A 26,693-nucleotide genomic window follows, 5' to 3' on the forward strand; every position below is an offset into this window, starting at 1 on the left:
GTAGCGGTCCGCCCCTGCCGTTATCGACACGGGGGCCCCGGTCCCCACCGGGCATCCTCCACAATCGTCACCCGAAACCGCAAGGTCCGCCCGGTCACATCGACCAGGCGGACCCGTACGACCCGCGAGCACACCCGGCGGGCTGCACGACAGGTACACCCTGGGAGGGCTCGGCCGCCCCCAGGGGAGGACTCAGCCCAGCGTCTGCGCCGCCGTCGGCGAGGAGTCCTTCAGGAACTGGCTGCAGCGCTCGTACTCCTCCTGCTCGCCGATCGCCTGCGCGGCGCGGGCGAGGGCGTGCAGGGCGCGCAGGAAGCCGCGGTTCGGCTCGTGCTCCCAGGGCACCGGGCCGTGGCCCTTCCAGCCGTTGCGGCGCAGGGAGTCCAGGCCTCGGTGGTAGCCCGTACGGGCGTAGGCGTACGACTCGACGACACTGCCTCGCTCGAACGCGTCGTCGGCCAGCTGGGCCCAGGCGAGCGAGGAGGTGGGGTACTTGGCGGCGACATCCGCGGGCGCCGTGCCGTTCGCGAGGAGCTCGCGCGGCCCCGGGTCGTCGGGGAGGTGAGTCGGGGGCGGGCCCCCGAGAAGGTTCTCGTGAATGGTCATACGTTCCAGTCTGCGGCACCCTCCGGGGGTTGTGCCGTACGGGGTACCCGGCGCCCGAGCAGCCGCCCCGGGGCCGGCGGACCCGGGGCCGGCGGACCCGGGGCCGGCGGACCCGGGGCCCCCCCTTCCAGTCCCCCCAGGGCGGGCACGGGTCTCACTGGGGCGGTCGCGGGCGCGAAGGCTCCAGTGGTGGGGTCGTCACACAGCCATGCGTGCGGCACTGGGGGCGTCGGCAGTCGGGGGCCGGGCGGCGTACGGTCGTGAAGGCCAGCACCGCCCCGACGACCAGCACCCCCGCGCACAGTGGCATCGCACGCCGGAAGGCGGCGTTGAAGGCGTCCGCCGACCGGTAGGCCTCCGGGCCCATCCCGGTCAGCAGCGGCAGCGCGGCCACGGCGATCAGCCCGGCCGCCCGGGCGGCCGCGTTGTTGATCCCGCTGGCCAGGCCCGCCCGCCCGGCGTCCACGGAGGCGAGGACGGTCGCGGTCAGGGGCGCGACCAGGGTCACCATGCCCGCGCCCATCACCACCAGCGCGGGAAGCACATCGCCGAGGTACGAGGCGTGCGGGCCCACCCTCAGCATGAGCAGCATGCCCGTCGCGCACAGCAGCGGGCCGACGGTGAGCGGGATGCGCGGGCCGATGTGCTGGGCGAGCTCGCCGGAGCGGGCGGAGAAGAGCAACATCAGGACGGTCGTCGGCAGCAGTGCCGTACCGGCGCCCAGGGCCGAGTAGCCCGCCACGACCTGGAGCTGGAGCGCGGTCAGGAAGAAGAAGCCGCCGAAGGCCGCGTACACGCACAGCGTGACGAGGTTGACGGCCGTGAACTGCCGCGACGAGAAGATGTCCGGCGGCATCATCGGGTCGGGGCGGCGCCGCTCGACGTACACGAAGGCCACGCCGGCCGCCACGCCCGCGGCCGCCGACACCCAGACCAGTACGGCACCGCTCGTGGCCTCGATCAGGGCGTACGTCACCAGGGCGAGCGCCAGGGCGCCGAGGACGGCGCCGAGGACGTCGAAGCCCCGGCCGTGCGCACGGCCGTCGGACGACTCGGGGACGTGGCGCACGGCGATGGGGGCGCAGATCAGCGCCACCGGAACGTTGAGCAGGAAGACCCAGCGCCAGCCGGGGCCGTCCACCAGCCAGCCGCCCAGGAACGGTCCGACCGCCGCGCCGACGCCGCCGAAGCCCGACCACAGGCCGACGGCCCTGGCCCGGTCGTCCGGGTGGAAGGACGCCTGGATGATCGCGAGCGAACCGGGGGTGAGCAGGGCTCCGCCGATGCCCTGCAGGGCGCGGGCCGCGATCAGTACGCCCCCGGTCGGTGCGAGGCCGCACAGCAGCGAGGCGGAGGCGAACCACACCACACCGAGGACGAAGATCTTGCGCCGTCCGAAGCGGTCGCCGAGTGAGCCGCCGAGCAGGATCAGGCCCGCGAGGGTCAGCATGTACGCGTTCACGGTCCACTGGAGTGCCGCGAGGCCCGTGCCCAGGTCACGCCCGATCGTGGGCAGCGCGACGTTGACGACCGTCGAGTCCAGCATCGCCATGCTGGAGCCGAGGACGGTGGTCAGCAGGATCCACTTGCCGGTGGGGCTGGAGATCCGCACCTGGGGACCCGGCCCCGCTCCCTCGCCCGATGTCTTCTGCAGAGGCGCAGCCATACTTCGGAGCATACGGAAGGGCCCGGCACCGTGGGTGGTGCCGAGCCCTTTCTCGTACGGTCCGGACCGGGCGAACCCGGGTACCGACCTGGGAAACCCGGGTAACCGAGGAACCCGGTGACTACTTGAGCTTGTTGCCCGCGGAGCGCAGCATCTCGCACGCCTCGGTGACACGCCCGGCCATGCCCGCCTCGGCGAGCTTGCCCCAGGTGCGCGGGTCGTAGGTCTTCTTGGAGCCGACCTCGCCGTCGACCTTCAGGACACCGTCGTAGTTCTTGAACATGTGGTCCGCGACGGGGCGCGTGAAGGCGTACTGGGTGTCGGTGTCGAGGTTCATCTTCACGACGCCGTTCTCCAGCGCGGTGGCGATCTCCTCGGCCGTGGAGCCGGAGCCGCCGTGGAAGACGAAGTCGAACGGGGACGGCTTGCCGTACTTGGCGGCGACGCCGTCGTTCAGCTCCTTCAGGAGGTCGGGGCGCAGCACGACGTTGCCCGGCTTGTAGACGCCGTGCACGTTGCCGAAGGACGCGGCCAGCAGGTAGCGGCCCTTCTCGCCCAGGCCGAGGGCCTCGGCGGTGCGCAGCGCGTCGTCGACGGTGGTGTAGAGGGAGTCGTTGATCTCGTGGCTGACGCCGTCCTCCTCACCGCCGGTCGGGGTGATCTCGACCTCGAGGATGATCTTCGCGGCGGCGGCCTTGGCGAGCAGCTCCTGGGCGATGGCCAGGTTGTCGGCGAGGGTCTCGGCGGAGCCGTCCCACATGTGCGACTGGAACAGCGGGTTGTCGCCCTTGGCGACGCGCTCGGCGGAGATGTCGAGCAGCGGGCGTACGTACGTGTCCAGCTTGTCCTTGGGGCAGTGGTCCGTGTGCAGCGCGACGGTGATGTCGTACTTGGCGGCGACGATGTGCGCGAACTCGGCGAGCGCGACGGCGCCGGTCACCATGTCCTTCTTGTACTGGCCGCCGAGGAACTCCGCACCACCGGTGGACATCTGGATGATGCCGTCGCTCTCCGCCTCCGCGAAGCCGCGCAGCGCAGCGTGCAGGGTCTGGGAGGAGGTCACGTTGATGGCCGGGTAGGCGAACTTGCCTGCCTTCGCCCGGTCGAGCATCTCGTTGTAGACCTCGGGAGTTGCGATGGGCATCTGTCCGCTCCTTGTATGTGCGGGTCTGCGTACCGCTGCTGCGGCACGACGGGACTGGTGCTTACGGCCCTGACCTAGGGGGGCGACGTCATCGTCGTCCCCATCTTTCCAGACTTGACCGGATGCTCCAGACACCCTGTCCGGGATACGGGACCCCGAGTTCCGCGGGGTCCCGTGCCGGGGTCTAGTCCAGGCCGAGATCCGTCTTCGAGTAGGCGAAGAGGTACGGCACTGCGGCCTTCTCGGCGACGGCCTCGGCGGCACCGGTGTCCCGGTCCACGATCGTGGCCACGGCGACGACCTCGGCACCGGCTTCGCGCAGCGCCTCCACCGCGGTCAGCACCGAGCCACCGGTGGTGGAGGTGTCCTCGACCGCCAGGACACGGCGCCCCTTGACCTCGGCACCCTCGATGCGACGCTGGAGGCCGTGGGCCTTGCCGGCCTTGCGCACCACAAAGGCGTCCAGCGTCTTCCCGCGCGCGGCGGAGGCGTGCAGCATCGAGGTCGCGACCGGGTCCGCGCCGAGGGTCAGACCGCCGACGGCCTCGTAGTCGAGTTCGTCGGTCAGGTCGAGCATGACCTGACCGACCAACGGCGCGGCCACACCGTCGAGCGTGATCCGGCGAAGGTCGATGTAGTAGTCGGCTTCCTTGCCCGACGAGAGGGTCACCTTGCCGTGCACCACGGCCTTGTCCTTGATCTGCTGCAGCAGCGCGCCGCGTACGTCACTCATGTCCGCCAGCTTAGAGGCGCCGCCAGCTCCAGGTCATGGTCGCCTCCAGGGGGTCGATGGGGGTGACCAGGCGCGGGTGGGTGTTCAGCCCGTTGGGCGGGCCGGTCTGCGGCTCGACGCACACGGCGGCTTCCTGCTCGTCGTACACCACCACCCACTCCTCCCGGCTGGCGACCTTCAGCTCCAGCTGTCCCGGCCAGGTGAGCGTGACGTCGACGCCGTCGGGCATGCCGAAGCAGTCGTCCCAGGGGCTGGGCTTCGGCTCGATGCGGTGGCCGGTGGGCAGGTGGTCCTCGCCGCGTTCCTCCTGCCAGGCCGGGGTGAAGTCGACCTGGACGTCGTCCTGGCCCAGGTTCCTGTTGAACCACGGGTGCCAGCCGACCTGGGCGGGGAACGAGTCCTCGTACGTCTCCACGGACATCGTGACCGTGAAGGCGTCCTCGGTCAGGGTGAAGAGCTGGGTGACGCGGCCGGGGTGGGGCCAGGGGGCCACGAGGTCGTACGTGATCACCGCCTCGGACTTGCTGGTGCGGGCGGTGCGCCAGGCACCGTCCCGGGCGGTGCCGTGGATGGCGTGCGGTGGGGCGTTGAGCGGCATCTGCTGGACCGTGGCGCCGTCCAGGAAGCGGCCGTCGCGGATTCTTCCGCACCACGGGACCATCGGGAAGCAGCCGAACTTCTGGCCCTGTCGCAGTAGTTCGGTGTCGCCGATTCGTAGACTGCCGATCCGTCCGCCGTTGCCCGGTGTGACGGTCACTTCCGCGTCGCCCGCGGTCAGCGTGATGTCTTCGTTACTCACGGAGTTGACCCTACTGGGCCGGATTCTCTGTTCGCCCCCGCCGCCCCTGCCCGTCCCGTCCCGAACCCCGGGGCGGTTCGTCGGCTGCGGGCGGTTGGGTGCTGATCGCGCGGTCCCCCGCGCCCCTGGGCAGGCGCGGGCACGGGGGTGGTGTGGTCAGCGGCGTTTGCGCAGGGCTCGGGTGACGGCGATGGCCGAGGCCAGGGCGACGGCCGCGGCGGGGGCCGCCCAGCGGAGCGTGGCGCGGGCGGCGGCGGCCTCCGGCGCCGGGACGGGGGCGTAGCGGCCACGCGGCGGGGCGTGGTCCACCTCCTCCGCGCTGCGGCCGATCATCGTCCGTCGCGCGTGCGCCGCCTCGGCCACGGCATCCTCCCTGTTCACACGGCTCGGGGTGGGCGGGGCCGGTTCCTCGGGCGGGGCCGGTTCCTCCTCCTCGAAGAGGGCGGATGGCTCGGCCTCCGGGGCCGGCTCGATCTCCGCTTCCGGCTCGGCCTCCGGCTCCCGCTCAACCTCCGGCTCGGGCTCCGGCTTCGGCTCGCGTTCGGCCACGCTCGGTGGCGTCTCCGGCACCTCCGCCAGGTTCTCGACGAACCGGTTCAGCAGGCGGCCCGTGGTCGCGGACACCGCGTCCGGGGGGAGATCCGCCACGCGCCCGTCCGCCGTGGTGGTTCCGGTGATGGTGACGGTCGTGCCGCCGTCGGAGGGGGAGAGGGTGAGAGTGAGGGCGAGTTTCACGGTGCCGGGCCCGCGCGCCTCGCTGGCGTCGCCCTCGACGGTGTACGAACCGTCGTCCCGGGCGGTGACCCGGACCGCCCCCCGGTAGGTGATGGTGTGGCCGCCGACGCGGACTTTCAGGCGCCCGGAGACGGGCGGCGTCCCGGCGTCCTGCTGGAGTCCGGGGACCGCCCGGGCCACCCGTACGGGATCGGCCAGCGCCTCCCTCAGCCGCTCGGCCTGAACCGGAACGAACACCTCATGCTCCATGTCGGCCGAGCCTACCCAGGACGGCCCGCACCGCACCCTCGTATCCGGGGATTCGCCCGTCCGCCGTCTCGGTCGGGTCTCAGTCGGCGTAGCGCGGATGGACCAGTGTGGAGGGCGCCAGGCCGGGGACGCGGGTACGCCACGCGGCGTGCGCGTCGGCGGTGAGGGACGGCTGTGTGAGCGTACGAAGGCGCGGGCCGTGCGGGTCGAGGCGCAGGGGCGCGCCCGTGACGGAGGCCAGGATGAAGCCCCAGTCGCGGGGGGCGCGCGACGCGCCCGCCGTGCGGTCGGGGCCGGCCGCGAAACTGGAGTCCCGGCCGCCGACACAGTAGGGGGTGGTGCGCAGGCCGGCCGCCCGGAGTGTGGACTCGACCGTCCAGAAGACGCGGGGTCGGGAGGAGACGGGTCCCGCGTGGACGGCCAGGCGGCCACCGGGGGCGAGGACGCGGCGCGCCAGACCGTAGAACTCCTGCGAGTACAGCTTGGTGCTCGCCGTGATCCCGGGGTCCGGCAGGTCCGAGATGACCACGTCGTACGTCGACTCGGCTCCGCGCAGCCAGCCGAAGGCGTCGGCGGTGAACACGTGCACGCGCCGGTCGCCGAACGCGTGGGCGTTGAGCGCCGACAGGGCCGGGTCGGTGCGTGCCAACCGCACCACGCCCGGGTCGAGTTCGACCACGTCGACGCGGCGCACACCCGGGTCGCGCAGCACCTCGCGGGTGGCGAGTCCGTCACCGCCGCCGAGGACGAGCACGCGCGCGTGGGGGCCGTTCATCGCGGGGTGGACCAGCGCCTCGTGGTAGCGGTGCTCGTCGCGGCCGCTGACCCGCAGGCGTCCGTCGAGGAAGAGGTCGAGCGGGCGGCCGTGCGTGCCGCCGGTGAGCACGACCTCCTGGACGCCGGTCTGCAGGGCGACCCGTACGTCCTTGCCGTACACGGCGCGCCGGGCCGCGCGTTCGAAGTCGTCGACGTGGGCGGCGGCCGCGGCGAGCAGGGCGAGGACCAGGACGTTGGCGATCAGCAGGAACCAGCGCCCGCGTCGGCTCAAGTCCCTGCGGAACAGGCCCAGTACGAGGGCTCCGCCGGCCAGCGCGTTCACGGTTCCGGTGAGCAGCGCGCCCTCCAGTTGCCCGAGGAGGGGGAGCAGAAGGAAGGGGAAGGCGAGGCCGCCGACGAGGGCGCCGACGTAGTCCGCCGCGAAGAGGTCCGCCACCGCACCGCCCGGGTCCTGGCGGCGGATGCGCTGTATCAGCTCCATGAGGAGGGGGACTTCGGCGCCGATGAGGAGGCCGATGGCGAGGGAGAAGGCCGCCAGGAGGTAGCGCGAGCCGCTCGTCCAGACCCCGCCCCAGTCGCCGGTCCACGCGAACACCGCGTACAGGGCCATCGCGCTGCAGCCGCCGACCAGGGCGAGCGCCGCCTCGACCGCGCCGAAGCCGGCCGCGGCGCGGGGGCGCAGGCGTTTCGCGGCGAGGGAGCCGATGCCCATGGCGAAGACCATCACGGAGAGGACCACGGAGGCCTGGGTGACCGAGTCGCCGATCAGGTACGAGGCGAGGGCGACGAGTTCGAGTTCGTACACGAGTCCACAGGCAGCGCAGACGAATACGCCCGCGAGGACCAGGAACCGCCCGGTGCCCGGGCGGACGGGCAGCCGCGCCTGGCCCTGGACGCCCCAGGGCGGCGGCGCGCCGGGGGGAGCAGGCGCGTGCGGTTCGATCACGCGTGGAACGCTACGTCACGCCACCACGACGCTTCGTCACCCACACGTGTGGAAGTGCCGTCCCGATGTGTGGCGTCCGGCGCTGACGACGAGTTCATCGGCAGCCGGCCCGCCACCCCCGCACCACCCCCTCAAAGCACCCCCGCCGTCACCCGTACCCCCACCCTCGTGCGCGTCGCCACCAGCTGCCCGTCCTGCGGGTAGGCGTGCCACGTACGCCAGTGGACCTGCCCCTCATGGCGCTGGGCGAGCAGCGCGGTGAAGGCGTGCGGGCTGCCGGGGAAGACTCCGGCGAGTCCGTTGGGGTGGTCGGAGACCAGGGCCAGTAACTCCTGCGCCCGCCCCGCGAAGGACCCTCGGGAGAGCGTCTCGACGCGCGCCGCGAACTCGTACTCCCAGTCGCCGACGCGCTTGGCCACCCCGAGCGGAAGCGGTGTGCTGCTGCCGGCGATGCACGCGACGGTTTCCGAGCAGCTGCCCCGCTCCTCCTCCAGGAGGACCTGGTGGGACGCGCCGAGGAGTCGCAACTGCAGTCTCGCCCCTTCGAGTTCGAGGTCGAGGGTGGCGAGCGCGGGGAGCGGTTCGCGCCCCAGGGCCCAGGCGAGGTCGGCCGCGCGCGTGTCGGTGTACGAGGTGTTCAGGGTCGTGAGCATGGGTCGGCTCCGCTAGCACGCAAAAAGGGAGGTGGGGATCCGGCGCACCCGGTCGGTACCTCAGTACCGGGGGATCGGCCCGGTCAGCCCGGTCTGCCCTGTGGGGAAGGGACGATCCGAGGGCTGCTTTGGTGGTTTAGAGGGAATCATGAACTGTGGCGCCGTCACAGCGTTTTTACCCAACTTCGTAGGGTTTCCATCCCCCCGAGGGCTCCACAGTTCAACTGTTCAACCACGGCGTGCGCCGGGGCGCGCGGAATTGAGCGCCCCGGCACAGCCCGTAAGGGGCGCGGGGCGCCGGCATCCGCGGCTCCGCCGCGCGGGCGCGAACAGCCCCCACCGGCCCCGCAGCCGAATCCCCCCGGCCCCACGCCCCTGCTCCCGCCCCTGCCCTTGCCCCTGTCCTTGTTCTTGCCCCCGGCGAGGCTCAGCTGCCCCCGCCGCACCCCCCGCCGCCGCAGGACGACCCGCCTCCGCAGGACGAGCCGCCCCCGCACGACGAGTGCCCGCCGCACGAGTGACCCCCGTGGTGACCCCCGTGGTGACCTCCGGACGAACCGCTGCCGCAGGACGACACGGCTCCCCCGGCCCCGCCGGCCCACCAGCTGCCGGAGCTGTCCGAGGACCCGCCCCGCGAGCGGCGGCCCCGCGCCGAACCCGACGAGCTCTTCGAGAGCCCGACCTTCTTCCGGCTGCGGGCGGCGGCACGCAACGACACGACGAACAGGATGCAGACGACCGCCAGGATGAAGCCGATGAACATGGCGTCACCCTCCTTTCGTTCCCCCGAAGCGACCCCCCGTGGGCGCCTCGCTTCTTGCGTGCCAGGGGGATGCCCTCGCGTCTCACCAGCCAAAGCAGAGTTGAGGAAGTCCAGAGCTTCGGCGCAGGATGACCGGCATGACCTCCAACGGCCGCCGCCCCCTCCTCAACTGCCGACTCGCCGAGTTCGGCACAACGATCTTCGCCGAGATGTCGGCCCTGGCCCTGAGTACCGGGTCGATCAACCTGGGCCAGGGCTTCCCCGACACGGACGGGCCCGAGGAGATCAGGGAGGCGGCCGTGCGGGCGCTGCGCGACGGACGCGGCAACCAGTACCCGCCGGGCCCCGGCGTGCCCGAGCTGCGTACGGCGATCGCCGCGCACCAGAAGCACCGGTACGGACTGGCGTACGACCCGGACCGCGAGGTGCTCGTCACGGCCGGTGCCACGGAGGCCATCGCGGCGTCGCTGCTCGCGCTGGTCGAGCCCGGTGACGAGGTCATCGCCCTGGAGCCGTACTACGACTCGTACGCGGCCAGCATCGCGATGGCGGGCGGGACCAGGATCCCGGTCACCCTGCGCCCGCACGAGGAGACCCGCGACGGAGTCACCCACCGGCGCTTCCGGCTCGACCTCGGCGAGCTGCGCGACGCGGTCACCGACAACACCCGGCTGCTGCTCGTCAACACCCCGCACAACCCGACCGGCACCGTCCTGACCCGCGAGGAGCTCGGGGAGATCGCGAAGCTCGCCGTCGAGCGGGATCTCCTCGTCATCACGGACGAGGTGTACGAGCACCTGGTGTTCGACGAGGCCGAGCATCTGCCGCTGGCCTCCTTCCCGGGGATGCGGGAGCGGACGGTCACCATCGGCAGCGCGGGGAAGACCTTCTCCTTCACGGGGTGGAAGGTGGGCTGGGTGACGGGCACGCCGGACCTCGTCACCGCCGTACGGTCGGCCAAGCAGTTCCTGACGTACGTGGCGTCGGGGCCGTTCCAGTACGCCGTGGCCGAGGCGCTGGCGCTGCCGGACACGTACTTCGAGGCGTTCCGCGCGGACATGCTGGCCAAGCGGGACGTGCTGGCGGCCGGGCTCACGGAGGCGGGGTTCAAGGTCTTCCAGCCGGCGGGCACGTACTTCATCACCACCGACATCCGGCCGCTCGGCGAGTCCGACGGCTTCGCCTTCTGCCGCGCGCTCCCGGAGCGCGCCGGGGTCGTCGCCATCCCGAACGCGGTCTTCTACGACCACCGGGAGGCGGGCGCGCCCTTCGTGCGGTTCGCGTTCTGCAAGCGGACCGAGGTGCTGGAGGAGGCGGCTAAGCGGCTCAAGGCGGCCTGGTAGCACGGGGGCCCGGGACGGTGGGGACGGCGCGCCGAAGTGGGGGAAACCGTACCCACCCAGGCGTGTAAAGCTCGCACATGGCCCGTAAGGGACGCACAGTTCGGGTGTGACCCACGCCAGTACCCTTCCGGCCCCCGCCGCCCCGAAGCCCGGTGACGCGGGGCACGGCCGCCCGGCGCGCCCCGCGCACCGCCTGCCCCCTGTCGCGCACGCGCTGGCGCTGTTCGCGACGGCGCGGCTCGTCGGCGTTCTCGTGCTCGCCGGAACCGCCTGGGCGGGCGGCAAGCGCCCCCTCGCCCTGCTCGGGCGGTCCTGGGACTCTCTCTGGTACCTGGGGATCGCGGCGCACGGCTATGGACGCACTCAGTACTTCAGGCCCACCGTCGTCCACAGCGACCTGGCCTTCTTCCCGCTGTATCCGGGGCTGATCCGCGCCGTCACCACGCTGACCGCGCTGAGCGGCGGCGCGGCGGGGCTGCTGGTCGCCTGGACCGCCGCCGCGGTCGCCGCCTGCGGGATCTACGCGATCGGGGCCCGGCTGCACGGCCGCGCCGTCGCCACCATGCTGGTCCTGCTGTGGGGCCTGCTCCCGCACTCGATCGTGCTCTCGCTGGCATACACCGAGCCCGTCCTCACCGCCTTCGCCGCCTGGTCGCTGTACGCGGTGCTCACCGGGCGCTGGCTGTGGGCGGGCGCACTGGCCGCGCTCGCGGGCATGTCGCGGCCGAACGGGCTCGCGGTGGCCGCGGCGGTGCTGGCCGCGGCGGTGTGCGAGGTCTGGCGGCGGCGCGGACGGGTTTCCCACAGGCTGTGGACGGGCGCCGCGCTCGCGCCGGTCGGCTGGGGCGGCTATGTGCTGTGGGTGGGCCGGCGCAAGGGCGATCCGTTCGGCGGCTATTTCGAGGTGCAGCGGCTGTGGGGCTCGCGCTTCGACCTCGGCGCCGGTTCGCTGCGCTTCGTCCGGCATCTGCTGACGCACGGGGACCGTTTCGTGTTCCCCATGACGATGGTGGTCGTGGCGGCGGCCGTGCTGCTGTACGGGCTGCTGATCGCGGACCGTGCCCCGCTGCCCCTGCTCGTGCACAGCGGGGTACTGCTGCTGATCGCGCTCGGCGGCTCCGGGTTCTTCGAGTGCAAGCCGCGCTTCCTGCTGCCCGCGTTCCCGCTGCTGCTGCCGCTCGCCCGGGCGCTGGTCCGCACGGCAAGAGCCCGGCCCTGGCACGCCGTCCTGGTGGTCGGCGCCCTGGCCGGGCTCTCGTTCGCCTACGGCGCGTATCTGGTCGTCATCGCGCACACGCCGCTGTAAATCCTGGTGGGAGGACTACTCCTCGTCGTCCTCGGGCTTCTCCGCCTCGTTGACTTCCTCCTCGAGGCCGAGCTGCTCGACGAGCCACTTGTCGAACTCGATGGCGGCCCGCACCCAGCTGACCGTCGACGAAACGAAGTGCTCGAGGGCGACGCCGGTGCCGATCAGCATCTGTGCCTCGCCGATCAGGCGGACGGTGCCGTCGTCGTGCGTGTGGCTGTAGACCTTGGGCCACAGCGTGCGGCGGTTCCAGTCGTCGATGGACTCCAGCAGAGTCGGCTTCTCGTCGATCTGGTGCGGCCGGTCGTAGAACGTCCGCACCGAGAAGACCTGCTGGTCCCCCTCGCCGCGGAACATGAAGTACGTACGGAACTCCTCCCACGGCGCCGCGAGGTCACCCTCGTCGTCGACGACGTACTTCAGCTCCATCTGGTCCAGGAGCTGCTTCACGAGGTCCTGATCCGGGACGACGGGGCCCGCCGGTCCGCCGGGCTGCGGCTCGGGCTGGCCCCCGAAATTCGGAATCGAGGACGGGTCGATGCTCACCGTGTATTTCCCTTCGTACGGATGCTGCCATCCTCCCCCATCACGGGCGGTCAGTGGCAACCCCACAGGGCAAAGGCACGGACACCGCCACCGGGAGTGTGCGTCCGATGCGGCCAGTGACGACGGCGCCGCCGGGGTCGGCGCCGTCGACCGCTGAGGATCGGTCCGCCGGGACTACTGCGCGGCCCCCACGATCAGGCCGTCCCCGAATGCGTCCACCCGGACCGTGTCGCCGTCCTTGACCTCGCCCGCCAGGATCTCCTTGGCGAGCCGGTCGCCGATCGCGGTCTGGACGAGGCGGCGCAACGGCCGGGCCCCGTACGCCGGATCGTTGCCCTCGTCCGCGAGCCAGGCCAGGGCCACGTCGGTGACCTCCAGGCCGATCCGGCGCTCGGCCAGCCGCTTGGCGAGGCGGCCGATCTGGAGCCCGGCGATGCGCTCCAGCTCCTCCTTGTTGAGGGCCGAGAAGACCACGAGGTCGTCGAGGCGGTTGAGGAATTCTGGCTTGAAGGAGGCCCGTACGACCTCCAGGACCTGCTGCTTCTTCTCCTCCTCGGAGGTCAGCGGCTCGTCCAGGCTGTGCCCGCTCAGGAATTGGCTTCCCAGGTTCGAGGTCAGGACGAGGATGGTGTTGCGGAAGTCGACCGTGCGGCCCTGTCCGTCGGTGAGCCGTCCGTCGTCCAGCACCTGGAGCAGGATGTCGAAGACCTCCGGGTGCGCCTTCTCGACCTCGTCCAGAAGGACGACGCTGTACGGGCGCCGGCGCACGGCCTCCGTGAGCTGGCCGCCCTCCTCGTAGCCGATGTACCCGGGAGGGGCACCGACCAGCCGGGCGACGCTGTGCTTCTCGCCGTACTCGCTCATGTCGATGCGGATCATGGCCCGCTCGTCGTCGAAGAGGAAGTCCGCGAGGGCCTTGGCGAGTTCGGTCTTGCCGACGCCGGTCGGGCCGAGGAAGAGGAACGACCCAGTGGGGCGGTCCGGGTCGGCGATTCCGGCGCGGGTGCGGCGTACGGCGTCGGAGACGGCCTGGACGGCCTCGCTCTGGCCGATGAGGCGGCGGCCCAGCTCCTCCTCCATGCGCAGGAGCTTCTGGGTCTCGCCCTCCAGGAGGCGCCCGGCCGGGATGCCCGTCCAGGAGCCGACCACGTCCGCGATGTCGTCGGGGCCGACCTCCTCCTTGACCATGGTGTCCCTGGCGGCCTCCTCCTCCGCCTCGGAGGCCTCCTCCAGGTCCCGCTCCAGGGTGGGGATCTCGCCGTAGAGCAGCTTGGAGGCGGTGTCGAAGTCGCCGTCGCGCTGGGCGCGTTCGGCCTGGCCGCGCAGCTCGTCGAGCTTCTCCTTCAGCTCGCCGACGCGGTTGAGGGACTGCTTCTCCTTCTCCCAGCGGGCGGTCAGGCCCCGCAGCTCCTCCTCCTTGTCGGCGAGGTCGCGGCGCAGCTTCTCCAGACGCTGCCGGGAGGCGGGGTCGGTCTCCTTGTCGAGGGCCAGCTCCTCCATGCGCAGGCGGTCCACCGCGCGCTGGAGTTCGTCGATCTCCACGGGGGACGAGTCGATCTCCATGCGCAGCCGGGAGGCGGCCTCGTCGACGAGGTCGATGGCCTTGTCGGGCAGGAAGCGGGAGGTGATGTACCGGTCGGAGAGGGTGGCCGCGGCGACCAGCGCGCTGTCCGCGATCACGACCTTGTGGTGGGCCTCGTAGCGGCCCTTGAGTCCGCGCAGGATCGCGATGGTGTCCTCGACGGACGGCTCGGCGACCAGGACCTGCTGGAAGCGGCGCTCCAGGGCGGGGTCCTTCTCGATCCGCTCGCGGTACTCGTCGAGGGTGGTGGCACCGACCATCCGCAGCTCACCGCGGGCGAGCATCGGCTTGAGCATGTTGCCGGCGTCCATGGCGGAGTCGCCGCCCGCGCCCGCGCCGACGACCGTGTGCAGCTCGTCGATGAAGGTGATGATCTGCCCGTCGGAGTCCTTGATCTCGGCGAGGACGGTCTTCAGCCGCTCCTCGAACTCACCCCGGTACTTCGCCCCGGCCACCATGGCGCCGAGGTCGAGCGCGACCAGCCGCTTGTTCTTGAGCGACTCGGGCACGTCGCCCTTCACGATCCGCTGGGCGAGCCCTTCCACGACGGCGGTCTTGCCGACGCCGGGCTCACCGATGAGGACGGGGTTGTTCTTGGTGCGCCGGGACAGCACCTGCACGACCCGGCGGATCTCCTGGTCCCGGCCGATGACCGGGTCGAGCTTCCCGTCGCGCGCGGCGGCGGTGAAGTCCGTACCGAACTTTTCGAGCGCCTTGTACTGGCCCTCGGGATCCGGGGTCGTCACCCGGCGTCCTCCCCTGCTCTTCTGAAACGCCTCAAGCAGCTTCTTCGCACTGGCGCCCTGCTGGCAGAGTACGTCGCCGCTCGGGCCGCCCTTCGCGGCGATCCCGATGAGGAGGTGCTCGGTGGAGAGGTACTCGTCCCCGAGTTGCTTGGCCTTGTCGGCCGCCTCGGCGATGACGGCGAGCAGTTCGCGGTTGGGCTGCGGGGGCGCGACGGTGGATCCGGTCACGCTGGGCAGGCCGGCGAGGACGCGCTCGGCCGCGGCCCGTACGGCGGCCTGGTCGGCGTCGACCGCGGCCAGCAGGTCGGTGATGTTCTCGTTCTCCTGACCACCGAGCAGCGCGAGCAGCAGGTGGGCAGGGGTGAGGTCGGGGTGCCCCTCGGACACGGCCCGGCTGGTGGCCGCGTTGATCGCGTCCCGGCTCCTGTTGGTCAGCTCGGCGTCCACGTTCGCGTTCTCCTCCTCAGTACGGCCCTGATGTAAGCACTGACTCAACCAACGTACACAAAGTTGAGTCTATTTCACTCAAGTAAGGCCGGGGAAGCCATGACACTCACGGGTGGGGATACATTTCCGACATGAGCGCATACCCGGTGGACCCGTACGATCCCGACCCCGCGTACCTCGCCTTCTGGCGGGAACGCCATCTGTGCACCCTCACCACCCTCCGGGCGGACGGCAGCCCGCACGTCGTGCCCGTCGGGGTTACATACGATCCGGAGGCGGGCCTGGCTCGGGTGATCACCAACAAGTCCAGCGCGAAGGTGGGGCACGTACTGGCCGCGGGGGCGCAGGGGGCGCGCGTCTCGGTCTGCCAGGTGGACGGGCGCCGGTGGGCGACGCTGGAGGGGCGCGCGAGGATCGCCGCGGAGCCCGCGCGTGTCGCGGACGCGGAGCGGCGGTACGCGGAGCGGTACGGGAGGGTGCCCTCGCCGAACCCCGACCGGGTGGCGATCGAGATCACCCTGACCTCAGCGATGGGCCACGGCTGACCGGCCTCGACGGGGGAGGGGGCACGGATACCCCGTCCAGGCCCGGAGGCGCGGCCGACCGGCCTCGGCGGGGAGAGAGGGCACGGGTGACCCGTCCGGCCCGGGGGCGCGGTCGATCGGACCCGGGCGTGGGGGTCCGGCTGGTTTCGGCCGTTGTGGAGATGGCATGAAGTTGGGCGGATATCTGGATCTTTCGCCCAAAACTGCAGCGGCGTCACCGTGTTCAGGTCACGGTGACGCCGCTGCGGGGGGAAGTACCTGCGCGATCTACTGCGACGGGGGAATCGCGTCAGGCACTGCGGGGGGTGGCTGAGATGGTCCTTACGTCCGGGACTTCCGGCTCGGCCAGCTGGTGGTCACGCTGGTCGAGGTTCACAAAGATCATTCCGTACCGAATGGCACATCGCACGGGCTGCGGCGCGCCGCGCGGGCGTCGCAGACACCGGTACGCCCGGACGTCCTCGTCATCGTCCCGGGTGACGACGACCGGCTCTCCGAACACCGTCACCATCAACGAGTCGCCAGTGTGGGGAATGGCGGTCGCCAGGTCGATGAAGTGCCATCCAGAGCGGTAGGCGGTGGCCATTTCTCGACGGAAGGAGCGGTCGTCGGGTGGAGTGGTCACGTCAGCCTCCAGCTCCCTCTGCCGTGTCCACGGGCGTGGTGGACACGGCTACCGCCGGCCACTTGCTGTCCGCTCGCATGTCGCTCTTCGTACCGGATAGGCCACTCAGAGCTCCGATGGCCACAACGGCAGAGAAGGCAGCGACAAGCACCGAGCGAAGCATTCTGTTACGCATAGTCGGCTTCGTCCTCACTTGAAGGTCCCCTCTTCCCCCGTCGGATACGACGATGGCTCATTCGGGCACGTCATGGCCACACAATCGGTGCATCATGTTCCTGCACGTTCAGGACCCTGGGGGGTGGAGATTTGACAACGAATCGGACTAAAGCGACACATCCCCATGCGGTGACCGAACTGTGTGAGGAAGGTGGCCGACTTTATGCGCATGCCCTGCGCACCGGACGTATCGCCCGCGAAGACGTAAAGTCCGCTTCCTGTCTGATGGAATTGTCCCTTCTTCACCCTGATCCCGACGACCCGGACTGGCTGCGACCCGTACCCCCGGCAGTCGCCCTCGCTCAGCGGCTCAACCCCCTGGAGCAGGAGATAGCCGAGCGCAGGCGATGGTCAATCGAACTGTCCGATGCTTTCGAGCCGTTCATGGCGCTCAGCACGCAGACGACGGCGACCACGCACTCGATCACGGTGCTGGAGGGCGGCGACCGGATCAACGCGGCGCTCAACCTGGCCACGGCCCAGTGCCAGACCGAGATGCTCACGGTCCAGCCGAGCAACCGGTTCTCCGAACGCAGCATCCTCCAGGGGATGGAGCGCGACCGGCCGCTGACCGAGCGCGGGGTGCGCATCCGGACGCTCTATCAGCACACGGTCCGCTACGACCTGGAGCGGCTGGCCTACGTGGAGCAGCTCTCGAACGGCAAGGTGGAGTACCGCACCATCGACGAGCTGGTCGAGCGCCTGATCATCTGCGACGAGACCGTCGCCTTCATCCCCACCCGCGACGACCAGCAAGTCGCCCTGGAACTCCGCAACCCGGGACTCGTCCGCTATCTCATCAAGGTCTTCGAGTTCATGTGGGGCCGGTCCGTCCCGCTGAGCGCCGGCGCGCCCTACGAAACGGCCCCGGACGGCATCACGGAGATCCAGCACTCCATCGCCAAACTCCTTGTGGAGGGGCACGTCGACGAGGCCATCGCCCGCCGCCTCGGCATGAACGTGCGCACCTGCCGCGCCCACATAGCCAAGCTGGCCACCGCCCTCGGCAGCGGCAGCAGAGCCCAACTCGGCTATCTCATAGCGCAGTCGGGGATCCTGGATCAGGAACAGGTGCCGAGCCGGGAGCGGTGAGCGTCTGGAGTTCCGGGGAGCGCGGCGGCCCGTCGAGCCCCGCCTGCGCGATCCGCACACCCAACTGCGTACGGCTCGCCGCGCCCAGGGTCTCCGAGAGGCGGGCGATGTGCGCCCGGCAGGTACGGACGCTGATCCCCAGCCGCTCCGCGACCACCGCGTCCTGGTGTCCCTCGGCGAGCAGCGCGGCGATGGAGCGCTCGCGGTGGGTGATGCCGTCGATGCCGGTCTCCGGGAGCGGCGCGGCGAGCGGGATCGCGAGGCGCCACAGCCGCTCGAAGACCGTGACCAGGTAGTCGACGAGGGCGGGGTGGCGCAGTTCCAGGGCGATCGTGCGGTCCGTGTTCGCCGGGATGAAGGCCACCTTGCGGTCGAAGAGGATGAGGCGCTCGACGACTTCGTCGAGGGTGCGGGCCTCGGCCGCGTCGCCCATCAGCTCCATGTAGTTGTGCAGGCCCTGGCCGTGCCGGGCCACGTGCGTGTACAGGTCGCGCATCCGCACGCCGCGCCGGCGCATCTCCAGCGCCCGGTGCAGTCCCTCGGAGAGTTCGTCCTCGCGGCGGATGCCGCCGGGCTGCACGGTGAGCACCTCGGTCGCGCACGCCTCGGTCGCCTCGTCCATCGCGGCCCGGATCCGCGGCAGTCCGTCGAGCACGCGGATCGCCACGCCCTCCGTGGGCGTCTGGACGCGACCGCCGAGACCGGCGTACCACTCGAAGGCGGCCACCGCGTCGCCCACGCGCGCCTGGCTGGCGCTGACCTCCTCGTACACCCCGCGCAGCAGCCGTGTCATGACCTCCTGCGGCGAGGTCGGCACCAGCCACCCCATGTCGTCAGGGTCCGGATGCAGCAGCGCCAACTCGACAAGACAGGGCACCGTCTCGGCGTCCTCGCGCGGCACGCGTCCGCGCCGCACCGCCCGGGAGTACACCCGGTCTCCGGCCTCGCACAGTCGGTCAGCGCCGTGCGGATGCCCGTCCCTCCTGTGCCCGGCCATCTCCCACCCCTGGCTCCAGCATCGTCGCGATGCGACGCCTCCGCGCCGTCCGCAGCGCAACTATGCGCGGCCCCGACCGCCATCGCAACACGGCTGCGCCCCTCGCGCGCCCCCTCTCGCCCGCATACGTCCGGAAATATCCCCACCTCCGCACGGCGCTCTGCAACAACATGACGGTGGTGGCGGTGTCCTGCCCGGTACATCGTGGACCCGCTTCCCCCAGGGCGACACGGCGTGGCCCGCGCGTTCACCGACCGGGGCCCGAGGACGACGGGGCGGCCTCAGCTCCGCTTGGGCCCGGTGATGGCCTCGCCGATCACGAAAGCGCAAGAGCGGTCATGGCGACACGTCCTCGGAACGATCCGCCTACGCGAGAGCGCCGAACCCCGCACCGTACTCGCCACCACTCCGGAGGGCCTCGCCGCCCTCCTCCAGCGCCTCAGGCCGCGGCCCAGCTCGTGAGCAGTGCCTCGCGGGCCGCTCGCCAGGGCGTCACGCCGTCGCCCTCGGCGCTCCCCCACTCCAGCAGCCGCGCCACGTCCGCCGTACCGTCCACGAACCGGTCCAGCAGCGCCACCGACAGCTCGTACTCGGACTGGACGTAGCCCCCGACGGCCGCGGTGTACACCGTCAGCTCGGCCTTCTCCTCGTCCGTCCGTACGTGGAGTTCGAACGCGGGCGGCGCCTCGCCGCCGCCCGTCGCCATGTCGAGGACCGTGTCCATCACGTTGTTCACCAGCCACCGCGTGCTGGAGCGCACCTGCACGTCGTGGACGGTGACCGCACGGACGTCCGCCCAGGACCAGAACCCCTGCTGACCGGTACCCACGGCCTGAAGCCCCTCGGGGGTGAGCCGCACCCCGCGCCCGTGCCCCTCGGGCTCGGCGCCCACGTACACGCTCTCCTTGGTGATCCAGAACAGGCCGATCATGGCCACGGACGCCTCCAGCACGACGAGCACATCAAGTACGACAAACACGGTCCCCCTCTGAGACACCGGCGGGCCCGGAATGGTTCACACATCCCCCTCGCCGCGATCGAGACCGTCCGTACAGGCGGAGGATCGAGGCGGCGCGTCATCGAGATCGCCCTGACCTCCGCCGGCGCCACCCCCGTCGTCCACACGCCGAGCCCACCGAATGCCACCGCCGCGACCGCGTTCGCCGACACGGTCAACGCCGCGCTGCCCGTCCGGGACGCCGTCGAACCGCGCGCGGACGGGGCGACGTTGGTGACCACCGTGCCCGTGCCGCCGCGGACGGAACGCAAGGACCGCTGGACGACATCCCGCGAGCGGAGGGTGCAATGGACGTTCGGCGCGCTGTTCGCGCCGGGGACGGCCCTCGCCGCGAGTGGACGCCACCAGTCCACCGGGGCCCGGTACACGATGTGCGTGAGGCGACCGATCCGGAGCGGATCGAGGTGACCGCGCTCTAGGTCCTGTCCGGTGGCATGTCGTCGTTGTCCTCGTCCTCGCCCTCCCGTAACCGCCGTAAGCGCGGCCGGTGCGGCATGAGGTCGCGTATGCGGGACTCGCCCGCGCCCACCACGGGCAGCCGTAACTCTTCGGTCTTGTGGTGTTCCTGGGGGCCCTCGGCACAGCGGGAGTGCCGCTCGTCCTGGTGGTCGTGGTGCTCCGGCTGCCGCTCGGGGAAGTGGAGCAGCCGTGCCGGCGGCACGGGGAAGCCCTCGCTGTCCGGGTGCTGGCCGGGGCCGTTGGAGGGCTCGGGGCCGTCGGGCCGGTCGGGGGACATCGCTCGGGCGTGCTCGGTCCAGCCCGCGCGGAACCAGGCCAACTGGTCCCGCTGCACCTCCTCATCGGTGAGGATGCGTACGCCGTCCGTACCGGCCCGCCGGATCTTCTCCCCCAGCTCGATCAGCAGGCCGCCCACGGTGTACGCCACGGCGTCCGGATCCGGCGCGGTGGCCGGTCGGTCCGCCGCTTCCTCCTCCGGTGGACGTCGATCATGTGCGTGCGAGTCGTGCGAACCACGCGCACGCGGGTCGCGCGCATGCGGGTCTCCCCCCTCGTGCCCCACCTGCACACCCCTCTTCACCGCTGCTCCGAATCCCCCTGCCGAAGCGTCACTCTCGTCTGCGTTCCTCCGGCAGGAACTGGCCAACCACCTTTACGAAAAGATCTTGCAGCTCCGACGGCACCCCGAGCAGCCGTGCCGCCTCCGCCGGGCTGAGTGACGCAGCCGGGCCCCCGGCGGTTTCGCCGATCCGCGGGTCGAGCGGAAGATCGTCCTCCGACAGCCGACCGGACCGGATCAGCATGTCCCGCAAGGGAACGGCCAGAACCGTCGCCAACCGGCGCATCGTCTCGAGGTCCGGCATGCTTTGCCGCTGCAACAGCCGGCTGACCGCGGCCCGGTGGACGCCCGCGTCGTCGGCGAGCTTGGACTTGCCACCGCCTCGCGGGCTGTCGATGTCGTAGCCACGCCTGCGCATCAGCCCTTCTATCCAGGCCGCGAACTCCTCCAGGCCGTCGGCCCTGGGCGTTCGGCCACTGTCGGCGCGATGGCCCTGGTCGTTGTAGGCGTTGGCCCACGAGCTTGCACCCATGTGGTGGCTCTCCCCTCGTCGCGAGGGAAGAGTACCGAGCGCGCGCGCACCTCTGGGAGTGCGCGCTCGCACGCATTCGTAAAGTTCTGACATGCGCGGTCGCTCTTGTCGCGGCATATGCGGCTGGTACAGGCGCTGTTGACACCTCCCGGACGAGTCCCGACCCCGGCCCCGGCCCTGGTTCCGATCCCGGTTCCGGCCGAGCGCGACTCCGGAGCGTAGTCACTTGCGCACGCGCTCGCACCATGCGACTCTGATCGCGCGTTCGCAACTGTCGAACATATGTTCCCACACCTGGGGAGGGGTTGCACGTGCCCAACCACTCGACCACATCCGCCACCGCCACGACCTGGCGCTTTCCCTCGACAAGCGAAGAACTGGACTGGCGCCGCGCCGCAGCCTGCGCCGATCTTCCCGAGCACTCCGTGTTCACCCGCACCCTCTCCGAGGCCGAGCCGGTATTGCGCGCCTGCAATCAGTGCCCGATCCATCACGAATGCGAGGCGGTCGTCGACCCCTCGCACACCTGGTTCGACGGAGTGAGCGGGGGACGGCTGTGGCGCAACGGGCGTGAGGTGTCCCATGGAATGTCGCAGGGCGCCCCGGCGGGAGCCGCGCGATGAACCGCGAACTGCCCGGTGCCGTCTGGATCGCCTCGCTCGTCCGCCGCTTCCCCGACCTCGTCGACGAGTTGGCGCCCGCCGCGCACGGGGGGATGCGGGAGCGCCGCGGGGGCGGCCCCGTCGCGGGGACGACACTGCCCGTACGGCTGCACGTCTCGGACGCCGTACGGGACATCACCGACGGAGTGGTCGAACTGGAGGAGGCCGCACGGGAACGGCTCGGGCTGCGGGCCGTGCCGCCCGCCCCCGTCCCGGTGCGGCTGCGCCGGATCGCCGGCCTGCTGGAGCGCGTCGCCGCGGACTCCGTCCTCGCCTCGCACGTGGAGGACGAGACCCGGCGCATGGCCGCCCGCTGCGCACGGGCGCTCGGCGACCCCGAACAACTGGTACGGCTCCCGGGCCGCTGCCCCGCCTGCGACTCCGTCTCCCTGCGGGCCTTCCCGGAACGCGCCGAGGTGCGCTGCGTCAATCCCGTGTGCGGACAGGTACTCGAACCGGAGGACACATGAACTCCCCCTTGATCACCACCGAGTTGGCGGCGAACGAGGCCGGGGTCTCCACGGCCACGATCCGCAAATGGGTCCAGCGAGGCCACCTGCGCCCGGCGGACACCCGGGGCCGACGCCGGCTGTACCGCCTGGAGGACGTGTTCGCGGCGGAACGCGCGACGCACCGGGCGGGCGCCGACCGCTGACCTTCCGCACGCCCGAGGGCCCCGCCGCGCGATGCGGCGGGGCCCTTGTGGTCCACCCCGGTCGGCGGCGCACGCTGCCGGCCGGGCGCATGCCGCATGGTGCATGGCGACCATGCCGAGCGAATACCCCACACGAATAGACCAGTTGCACGATCCGAGCGGTCGCGTCACACTCGATGCAGCGGCAGAGCTGCGCCCACCCTCAGCGGGGGCGACGGACCTGCCGCTTTGTGTTGCCCGGAAACGGGCCCCCGCCCGGCACGAAGCCGGGCCCCGAAGGGAGCGTCCATGTGGCCATCCTGACCTTTCCCGACGCCGAGCAGCTCGTCGTCGACTTCCTCAAGAACCGGGCCGAACTGACCGGTGTCGTCGTCGACAGCCGGCCGCCCGCCGGATTCGACGGCACCCAGAAGGTCGTCCTCGTCTCGCACATGGGCGGCGCCTGGGTCGACGACCAGCATCTCGACCAGCCGCTGCTCGACCTGGAGGTGTACGGCCCGGACAAGCCCACGGCACACACCGTGGCGCTGTCCGCCCGCGCCTGTGTGCTGGAGCTGGCCGACACCGTGTACGGCTCCGCGGCCGTCGTCGACGTCTCCGAGGCCGACGGGCCGCGCTGGCTGCCCGACTACACCCGCTCGGCCGCCAACCGCTACCGCTCCACGATCCGGCTCCTGCTGCGCCTCGGCTGAGCCCGCCCCACCTCGAACCAAGGCCTCACGTCCCTTACGTACACAAGGAGTTCGCATGGCTACGAACAACGGCAAGGAAATCCGTGTCGCCGGTACCGGCCGGGTCCTCGTCGCGCCCGCCGGTACCACCGCGCCGGTCAAGTCCGACGACGCCTGGCCGGCCGGCTGGGTGGAGCTGGGGTACACCTCCACCGACGGCATCAAGCTCAACAAGAAGGACAAGATCGACCCGGTCGACACCTGGCAGTCGGCGAGCCCGGCTCGCTTCATCTACTCCGACCGCGATCTGACCGTGAAGTTCCAGCTGCTCCAGATGAACAAGAGCACGCTCTCCTTCTTCATGGGCATCCCGGCCACCAACATCGCGCAGACCTCGGTCGGCGGCACCGCGGTCGTGGACACGTACGAGTTCCTGGTCCCGAGCACCCCGGCCAAGGACGAGCGGGCGCTCGGCATCGAGTTCACGGACGGAACGGACGCCGTGTACCGCTTCATCCTGCCGCGCGGCCAGGTCACCGAGACCGAGGAGATGGGCTTCACGCGGACCGGGTCGGTGAAGCTCGGCGTCACCTTCACCGCGCTGGAGGCGGAGACCGCCAACCGCGAACTGGCCAAGTGGATCATGAAGGACAAGGCGTACGCCGCCCTGTGACGGACCTTCCGATCCACCTTCCGTGACGGGCGCCCCGTAGGGCTCGTCACCCGGGGCGGCGGGCTCCCCCACCCGCCGCCCCGGCCCCCGTCCACATACATCTGACAAGGGAGAACCCCGATGGCCGGATTCAACGTCAACGCGGCCCGCGCCCAGCGCCTGGAGGCGCTCGGCCGCAGCTGGACCTTCGAACTCGACGACGACAGCTTCGAGCTGCCGACCGAGCTGACCCGTACGACCGCGCGCGAGCTGCGCGGCCTCGACGACAACGACGTGGACGGGCTGCTGCACCTGCTGCTCGGGAAGCGGCAGTTCGCGCGCTTCGAGAAGCACGACGTCACGATGCAGGACATCGCGGCCATCCTGGAGGCCTACGGCAAGGAGACGGGGCTGGGCCTGGGGGAAGACTGAGCCTCGGCGAGCTCGTCGAAGAGCACGCCGAGGCCCTGGAGGCGGATCTGCTCCGCCACTACGGGGTCGACCTGCTGGACTGGCACCGCGGCCACCTCTCCTCGCGCCGGCTGTCGGCCCTGCTCCGGCATCTCCCGCGGGACAGCGCACTGCTGAAGGAACTCCACGGCGAAGCCGCCGAGTGGACGGCGACCGACTACCTGCTCGCGACCGTGATCGACCAACTCGCTGAGGCGAACTGGATGTTCGCCACCGTCAACCGTGACGACGACAGCGAACCACTGGACTTCCCGGAACCGATTCCGCGGCCGGGAAACGAGTCGGCCGACACGGAGCGCGGAGCATCGGGGGACACAGCCGGTGAAAAGGGCGCTCCAACGACGGACCAGCTTCTCCAGTTCTTCCTCTGACCGAGGTCAGTAGCTCAGATAGAGCAGGAATCCCGCACCGAAGAGGGTCTGCAGAGCGATCAGCACCCACAGCGAGAACCAGGCCTCCGAACGCGCATCGAGCTCGCGCCGGCTGCGCGCTCTGCGCCACGGAGCGCTCGGGTCGTACACGATGGGCGCCTCTTCGCCGGGAGTTCCCCAGACGGTGCCGCTCAGCGGCGAGATGTAGATGATCTCCTCTCCGGATTCCGTAACGAATTCAAAACTCGTGGAATACCGGTCTTCAGAGACGGAGACATTTCTACATCGGCCCATCACCTCTATCCCGACTCTTTTCAGTCGTCGATTCACCCATAGGGGGATCACTCCGAACCAGAGCAGGAAGGGCAGCGGGAAGAGAAACAAACAGAGGAAGACCCAGGCCAGCGCATCCATTCGGCAATGATGGCATGCGCCACCATCGGCCACAAGTGCCTTCGGCAGCTTGGAGATTGACGTGGCAGGAACACCGGCAAACAACAACGACAGCGTCTGGTATTTCTGGACGAAGGACGAAGCGGACAAATTCAAGCACAAGCTGAACGGCCTGAGCACCTCGGTGGACGTCCTGAAGGTGGCAGCCGGATTCGCCGCGGTCGGATTCAACCCGCTCAAGATCGATGCCTCCGCGTTCAAGGTGGACGAGAAGGGCATCGTCATCGGCGGAGTTCAGAAGTGGACCTGGCCGTACGCGCGGGACGAGAAGGCCAAGCTCGAGGCTCAGGACAAGAAGCTGCTCAGGTTGAGCGAGCGCGCCGAAGCGGCCGGCCGCAAGGCCAAGAACGCCGCGGACACAGCGCAGCGACTCCTGGCGAGGACGAGAGGCAACGCCAACTGGGCGACCGAGGCGGAACGCCGGCGCGCCGGCGATGCGGAGAAGGAAGCGACGAAGGCCCTCAAGAAGGCCAACGACGCCTATACGAAGGTCAAGCAAATGGTCGAGAAGGCGGAAGAGAAGACGGAACAAGTGAAGACCCAGCGGGCAACCATCAAACGCTCGATGGACGGCATGGGTGCGGACCTGGAACGAGTGCGGACCAAGTTGGATTCCATGGCCTCGGTGGCGGCCTGACCCACTCCGGCAAGAATCTAGATCAGTAAGGGATTCTCGTGACCGTTCAAAGCTCTTTCAAAAAGGCCGCAGAAAGCATCCGCGCTTTTCGCAACGAGCTGATCCTGACCGGTTCCGGCACGGACAAGACCAGTTCCGCGCTCGGCAAGCTGCGTACCGGTGCGAACAACGGCAGCACCGCCATGGGAAAGCTCAAGGGTGGGCTGGGTGATGTCGGCGGTTCCCTCGACAAGTCCAAATCCGCCACCGACAAGTTCAAGACCTCCCTCGACAAGCTCAAGTCCTCCGCCGACAAGACCAAGGCCGCCCTCAAGGACGTGAAGAACCAGGCCGACGCGGTCGAGAAGTCCGTGGGGAAGGCCGGGAAGAACGCCGACAAGGGCGGGAAGTCCATGGGCGGCCTGGGGAAGGGACTCAAGGGGGCGTCCACCGCGCAGAAGGGGCTCAACCTCGCGATGCGTGCCAACCCGTTCGGGCTGGTCATGACGCTGCTCACCCCGCTCATCACCCAGTTCGTCAACATGGACAAGGTCACCGCCCTCGTCCGCAAGAGCCTCACCGCCGCCTGGAGTCACATCAAGTCCTCCTCGCAGTCCGCCGCGAAGATCCTCGGGCCGCTGTTCAAGGGCGTGGTGAACGGGTTCCTGACCCCGACCCGGATGCTGGTGCGCGGCCTCAACGTCCTCATCGGCGGCCTGAATCACGTGAAGTTCAAGGTCCCTGACTGGGTGCCCGTCATCGGCGGCAAGGGCTTCGCCTTCAATCTGTCCCCGATCCCGGTGCCGCAGCTCGCCCAGGGCGGCATCGTGCGCGCCCGCACCGGCGGCACCCTCGCCCTCGTCGGCGAGGGCGGCGAGCACGAAGCCGTCATCCCGCTGTCCCGGCTGGAGCGGATGCTCGGCTCCGGCGGCGGCCTGCGCCGGCTCGCCGCCGCCGTCGAGGCACTCGCCGACCGGCCCGTCCAGATCGACGTGGACTCCCAGACCATCGCACGCGCCGTCCAGCTCGGGCAGCGCAAGCTCGCCCGGAGGTGAGGC

Annotated in this window: 29 protein-coding genes; 13 read left to right on the top strand and 16 right to left on the bottom strand. The window is 70.6% G+C overall.

Annotated features, from left to right (window positions below; all coding sequences use genetic code 11):
* Positions 1 to 192 precede the first annotated feature (192 nt).
* The 8 genes from ACIQTP_RS30700 to ACIQTP_RS30735 all read right to left on the bottom strand — a co-directional run bounded on the left by ACIQTP_RS30700 (position 193) and on the right by ACIQTP_RS30735 (position 8,308).
* Positions 193 to 606 (bottom strand): DUF3151 domain-containing protein, encoded by a 414-nt coding sequence (locus tag ACIQTP_RS30700; RefSeq protein WP_402039216.1) that lies wholly within the window; start codon positions 604 to 606, stop codon positions 193 to 195.
* A gap of 154 nt (positions 607 to 760) precedes the next feature.
* Complete coding sequence (locus ACIQTP_RS30705) at positions 761 to 2,272, bottom strand: MFS transporter (protein ID WP_403405797.1); 1,512 nt, start codon at positions 2,270 to 2,272, stop codon at positions 761 to 763.
* A gap of 121 nt (positions 2,273 to 2,393) precedes the next feature.
* Positions 2,394 to 3,416: a class II fructose-bisphosphate aldolase gene (gene fbaA / locus ACIQTP_RS30710; protein WP_403405800.1), complete on the bottom strand. Its 1,023-nt coding sequence runs from the start codon at positions 3,414 to 3,416 to the stop codon at positions 2,394 to 2,396.
* 184 nt (positions 3,417 to 3,600) lie between these two features.
* A complete protein-coding gene (gene pyrE / locus ACIQTP_RS30715) occupies positions 3,601 to 4,149 on the bottom strand; it encodes an orotate phosphoribosyltransferase (RefSeq protein WP_403405803.1) in 549 nt (182 codons plus the stop codon).
* A gap of 10 nt (positions 4,150 to 4,159) precedes the next feature.
* Entirely contained in the window at positions 4,160 to 4,948 is a 789-nt protein-coding gene (locus tag ACIQTP_RS30720) for an aldose 1-epimerase (protein WP_403405806.1), read from the bottom strand.
* A 156-nt stretch (positions 4,949 to 5,104) separates the two neighbouring features.
* Positions 5,105 to 5,932, bottom strand: coding sequence for an SRPBCC family protein (locus tag ACIQTP_RS30725; RefSeq protein WP_403405809.1), 828 nt, complete (start codon positions 5,930 to 5,932; stop codon positions 5,105 to 5,107).
* Positions 5,933 to 6,011: 79 nt separating this feature from the next.
* Positions 6,012 to 7,655, bottom strand: coding sequence for a polyamine aminopropyltransferase (locus tag ACIQTP_RS30730; RefSeq protein ID WP_403405811.1), 1,644 nt, complete (start codon positions 7,653 to 7,655; stop codon positions 6,012 to 6,014).
* 131 nt (positions 7,656 to 7,786) lie between these two features.
* Entirely contained in the window at positions 7,787 to 8,308 is a 522-nt protein-coding gene (locus tag ACIQTP_RS30735; protein ID WP_403405814.1) for a DUF2617 family protein, read from the bottom strand.
* A gap of 891 nt (positions 8,309 to 9,199) precedes the next feature.
* Here ACIQTP_RS30735 and ACIQTP_RS30740 point away from each other — a divergent pair.
* On the top strand, positions 9,200 to 10,414 hold the full coding sequence (locus tag ACIQTP_RS30740) for a pyridoxal phosphate-dependent aminotransferase (RefSeq protein ID WP_403405817.1): 1,215 nt from the start codon (positions 9,200 to 9,202) through the stop codon (positions 10,412 to 10,414).
* Between the two features lie 106 nt (positions 10,415 to 10,520).
* Entirely contained in the window at positions 10,521 to 11,720 is a 1,200-nt protein-coding gene (locus ACIQTP_RS30745) for a hypothetical protein (protein ID WP_403405820.1), read from the top strand.
* Between the two features lie 15 nt (positions 11,721 to 11,735).
* Here the strand turns inward: ACIQTP_RS30745 and ACIQTP_RS30750 are convergent, their stop codons facing one another.
* Entirely contained in the window at positions 11,736 to 12,266 is a 531-nt protein-coding gene (locus ACIQTP_RS30750) for a YbjN domain-containing protein (RefSeq protein ID WP_402039206.1), read from the bottom strand.
* 174 nt (positions 12,267 to 12,440) lie between these two features.
* A complete protein-coding gene (clpB, locus tag ACIQTP_RS30755) occupies positions 12,441 to 15,041 on the bottom strand; it encodes an ATP-dependent chaperone ClpB (RefSeq protein ID WP_403405823.1) in 2,601 nt (866 codons plus the stop codon).
* 131 nt (positions 15,042 to 15,172) lie between these two features.
* On the opposite strand from clpB, the gene ACIQTP_RS30760 reads away from it, so the two are divergent.
* Entirely contained in the window at positions 15,173 to 15,586 is a 414-nt protein-coding gene (locus ACIQTP_RS30760; protein WP_403405826.1) for a pyridoxamine 5'-phosphate oxidase family protein, read from the top strand.
* Positions 15,587 to 15,875: 289 nt separating this feature from the next.
* Here ACIQTP_RS30760 and ACIQTP_RS30765 read toward each other — a convergent pair whose 3' ends face one another.
* Positions 15,876 to 16,172 (bottom strand): (2Fe-2S)-binding protein, encoded by a 297-nt coding sequence (locus ACIQTP_RS30765; RefSeq protein WP_179436836.1) that lies wholly within the window; start codon positions 16,170 to 16,172, stop codon positions 15,876 to 15,878.
* A gap of 345 nt (positions 16,173 to 16,517) precedes the next feature.
* On the opposite strand from ACIQTP_RS30765, the gene ACIQTP_RS30770 reads away from it, so the two are divergent.
* Complete coding sequence (locus ACIQTP_RS30770; RefSeq protein ID WP_403405829.1) at positions 16,518 to 17,519, top strand: helix-turn-helix transcriptional regulator; 1,002 nt, start codon at positions 16,518 to 16,520, stop codon at positions 17,517 to 17,519.
* Here the strand turns inward: ACIQTP_RS30770 and ACIQTP_RS30775 are convergent.
* The 4 genes from ACIQTP_RS30775 to ACIQTP_RS30790 form a co-directional block, all read right to left on the bottom strand.
* Positions 17,464 to 18,516 (bottom strand): LuxR C-terminal-related transcriptional regulator, encoded by a 1,053-nt coding sequence (locus tag ACIQTP_RS30775; RefSeq protein WP_403405832.1) that lies wholly within the window; start codon positions 18,514 to 18,516, stop codon positions 17,464 to 17,466. The two genes, ACIQTP_RS30770 and ACIQTP_RS30775, sit on opposite strands and share 56 nt — an antisense overlap.
* A gap of 439 nt (positions 18,517 to 18,955) precedes the next feature.
* Entirely contained in the window at positions 18,956 to 19,495 is a 540-nt protein-coding gene (locus tag ACIQTP_RS30780; RefSeq protein ID WP_403405835.1) for a hypothetical protein, read from the bottom strand.
* 454 nt (positions 19,496 to 19,949) lie between these two features.
* Positions 19,950 to 20,420, bottom strand: coding sequence for a hypothetical protein (locus ACIQTP_RS30785; protein WP_403405838.1), 471 nt, complete (start codon positions 20,418 to 20,420; stop codon positions 19,950 to 19,952).
* Positions 20,421 to 20,601: 181 nt separating this feature from the next.
* On the bottom strand, positions 20,602 to 20,970 hold the full coding sequence (locus ACIQTP_RS30790) for a helix-turn-helix domain-containing protein (RefSeq protein ID WP_403406118.1): 369 nt from the start codon (positions 20,968 to 20,970) through the stop codon (positions 20,602 to 20,604).
* 425 nt (positions 20,971 to 21,395) lie between these two features.
* On the opposite strand from ACIQTP_RS30790, the gene ACIQTP_RS30795 reads away from it, so the two are divergent.
* The 7 genes from ACIQTP_RS30795 (at position 21,396) to ACIQTP_RS30825 (ending at position 24,566) form a co-directional block, all read left to right on the top strand.
* The gene (locus ACIQTP_RS30795) at positions 21,396 to 21,707 is read left to right on the top strand and encodes a hypothetical protein (protein ID WP_403405841.1); all 312 of its coding nucleotides are present in this window, start codon (positions 21,396 to 21,398) and stop codon (positions 21,705 to 21,707) included.
* Positions 21,704 to 22,216, top strand: a complete 513-nt coding sequence (locus ACIQTP_RS30800) for a hypothetical protein (RefSeq protein WP_403405844.1) — start codon at positions 21,704 to 21,706, stop codon at positions 22,214 to 22,216. Before ACIQTP_RS30795 ends, ACIQTP_RS30800 begins: the two co-directional genes overlap by 4 nt.
* Entirely contained in the window at positions 22,213 to 22,401 is a 189-nt protein-coding gene (locus ACIQTP_RS30805; RefSeq protein WP_402039196.1) for a MerR family DNA-binding transcriptional regulator, read from the top strand. Before ACIQTP_RS30800 ends, ACIQTP_RS30805 begins: the two co-directional genes overlap by 4 nt.
* Before the next feature lie 290 nt (positions 22,402 to 22,691).
* Entirely contained in the window at positions 22,692 to 23,093 is a 402-nt protein-coding gene (locus ACIQTP_RS30810; RefSeq protein WP_121415501.1) for a hypothetical protein, read from the top strand.
* A 55-nt stretch (positions 23,094 to 23,148) separates the two neighbouring features.
* Positions 23,149 to 23,745 (top strand): phage tail protein, encoded by a 597-nt coding sequence (locus ACIQTP_RS30815; protein ID WP_352051450.1) that lies wholly within the window; start codon positions 23,149 to 23,151, stop codon positions 23,743 to 23,745.
* Between the two features lie 120 nt (positions 23,746 to 23,865).
* Positions 23,866 to 24,156, top strand: a complete 291-nt coding sequence (locus ACIQTP_RS30820; RefSeq protein ID WP_403405849.1) for a hypothetical protein — start codon at positions 23,866 to 23,868, stop codon at positions 24,154 to 24,156.
* Positions 24,157 to 24,398: 242 nt separating this feature from the next.
* Positions 24,399 to 24,566 (top strand): hypothetical protein, encoded by a 168-nt coding sequence (locus tag ACIQTP_RS30825; protein WP_403405852.1) that lies wholly within the window; start codon positions 24,399 to 24,401, stop codon positions 24,564 to 24,566.
* A gap of 6 nt (positions 24,567 to 24,572) precedes the next feature.
* On the opposite strand, the gene ACIQTP_RS30830 is transcribed toward ACIQTP_RS30825, so the two are convergent.
* A complete protein-coding gene (locus ACIQTP_RS30830; protein WP_402039192.1) occupies positions 24,573 to 24,980 on the bottom strand; it encodes a DUF3592 domain-containing protein in 408 nt (135 codons plus the stop codon).
* Between the two features lie 61 nt (positions 24,981 to 25,041).
* On the opposite strand from ACIQTP_RS30830, the gene ACIQTP_RS30835 reads away from it, so the two are divergent.
* Both ACIQTP_RS30835 and ACIQTP_RS30840 read left to right on the top strand, forming a co-directional pair.
* Positions 25,042 to 25,656 (top strand): hypothetical protein, encoded by a 615-nt coding sequence (locus ACIQTP_RS30835; RefSeq protein ID WP_403405855.1) that lies wholly within the window; start codon positions 25,042 to 25,044, stop codon positions 25,654 to 25,656.
* A 38-nt stretch (positions 25,657 to 25,694) separates the two neighbouring features.
* A complete protein-coding gene (locus ACIQTP_RS30840) occupies positions 25,695 to 26,690 on the top strand; it encodes a hypothetical protein (protein WP_403405858.1) in 996 nt (331 codons plus the stop codon).
* The last annotated feature ends 3 nt before the right edge of the window (positions 26,691 to 26,693 follow it).

This window comes from Streptomyces sp. NPDC090798 (genome assembly GCF_044768965.1).
GTDB lineage: Bacteria > Actinomycetota > Actinomycetes > Streptomycetales > Streptomycetaceae > Streptomyces.

Coding starts and splice junctions, on each gene's coding strand:
- ACIQTP_RS30700 (WP_402039216.1), bottom strand. CDS start 606: ATGACCATTCACGAGAACCTTCTCGGGGGCCCGCCCCCGACTCACCTC.
- fbaA (WP_403405800.1), bottom strand. CDS start 3,416: ATGCCCATCGCAACTCCCGAGGTCTACAACGAGATGCTCGACCGGGCG.
- ACIQTP_RS30830 (WP_402039192.1), bottom strand. CDS start 24,980: ATGGATGCGCTGGCCTGGGTCTTCCTCTGTTTGTTTCTCTTCCCGCTG.
- ACIQTP_RS30825 (WP_403405852.1), top strand. CDS start 24,399: ATGTTCGCCACCGTCAACCGTGACGACGACAGCGAACCACTGGACTTC.
- ACIQTP_RS30775 (WP_403405832.1), bottom strand. CDS start 18,516: ATGGCCGGGCACAGGAGGGACGGGCATCCGCACGGCGCTGACCGACTG.
- ACIQTP_RS30820 (WP_403405849.1), top strand. CDS start 23,866: ATGGCCGGATTCAACGTCAACGCGGCCCGCGCCCAGCGCCTGGAGGCG.
- ACIQTP_RS30800 (WP_403405844.1), top strand. CDS start 21,704: ATGAACCGCGAACTGCCCGGTGCCGTCTGGATCGCCTCGCTCGTCCGC.
- pyrE (WP_403405803.1), bottom strand. CDS start 4,149: ATGAGTGACGTACGCGGCGCGCTGCTGCAGCAGATCAAGGACAAGGCC.
- ACIQTP_RS30765 (WP_179436836.1), bottom strand. CDS start 16,172: ATGGCCACCGCCTACCGCTCTGGATGGCACTTCATCGACCTGGCGACC.
- ACIQTP_RS30735 (WP_403405814.1), bottom strand. CDS start 8,308: ATGCTCACGACCCTGAACACCTCGTACACCGACACGCGCGCGGCCGAC.
- ACIQTP_RS30815 (WP_352051450.1), top strand. CDS start 23,149: ATGGCTACGAACAACGGCAAGGAAATCCGTGTCGCCGGTACCGGCCGG.
- ACIQTP_RS30705 (WP_403405797.1), bottom strand. CDS start 2,272: ATGGCTGCGCCTCTGCAGAAGACATCGGGCGAGGGAGCGGGGCCGGGT.
- ACIQTP_RS30740 (WP_403405817.1), top strand. CDS start 9,200: ATGACCGGCATGACCTCCAACGGCCGCCGCCCCCTCCTCAACTGCCGA.
- ACIQTP_RS30805 (WP_402039196.1), top strand. CDS start 22,213: ATGAACTCCCCCTTGATCACCACCGAGTTGGCGGCGAACGAGGCCGGG.
- ACIQTP_RS30790 (WP_403406118.1), bottom strand. CDS start 20,970: ATGCGCAGGCGTGGCTACGACATCGACAGCCCGCGAGGCGGTGGCAAG.
- ACIQTP_RS30725 (WP_403405809.1), bottom strand. CDS start 5,932: ATGGAGCATGAGGTGTTCGTTCCGGTTCAGGCCGAGCGGCTGAGGGAG.
- ACIQTP_RS30760 (WP_403405826.1), top strand. CDS start 15,173: ATGAGCGCATACCCGGTGGACCCGTACGATCCCGACCCCGCGTACCTC.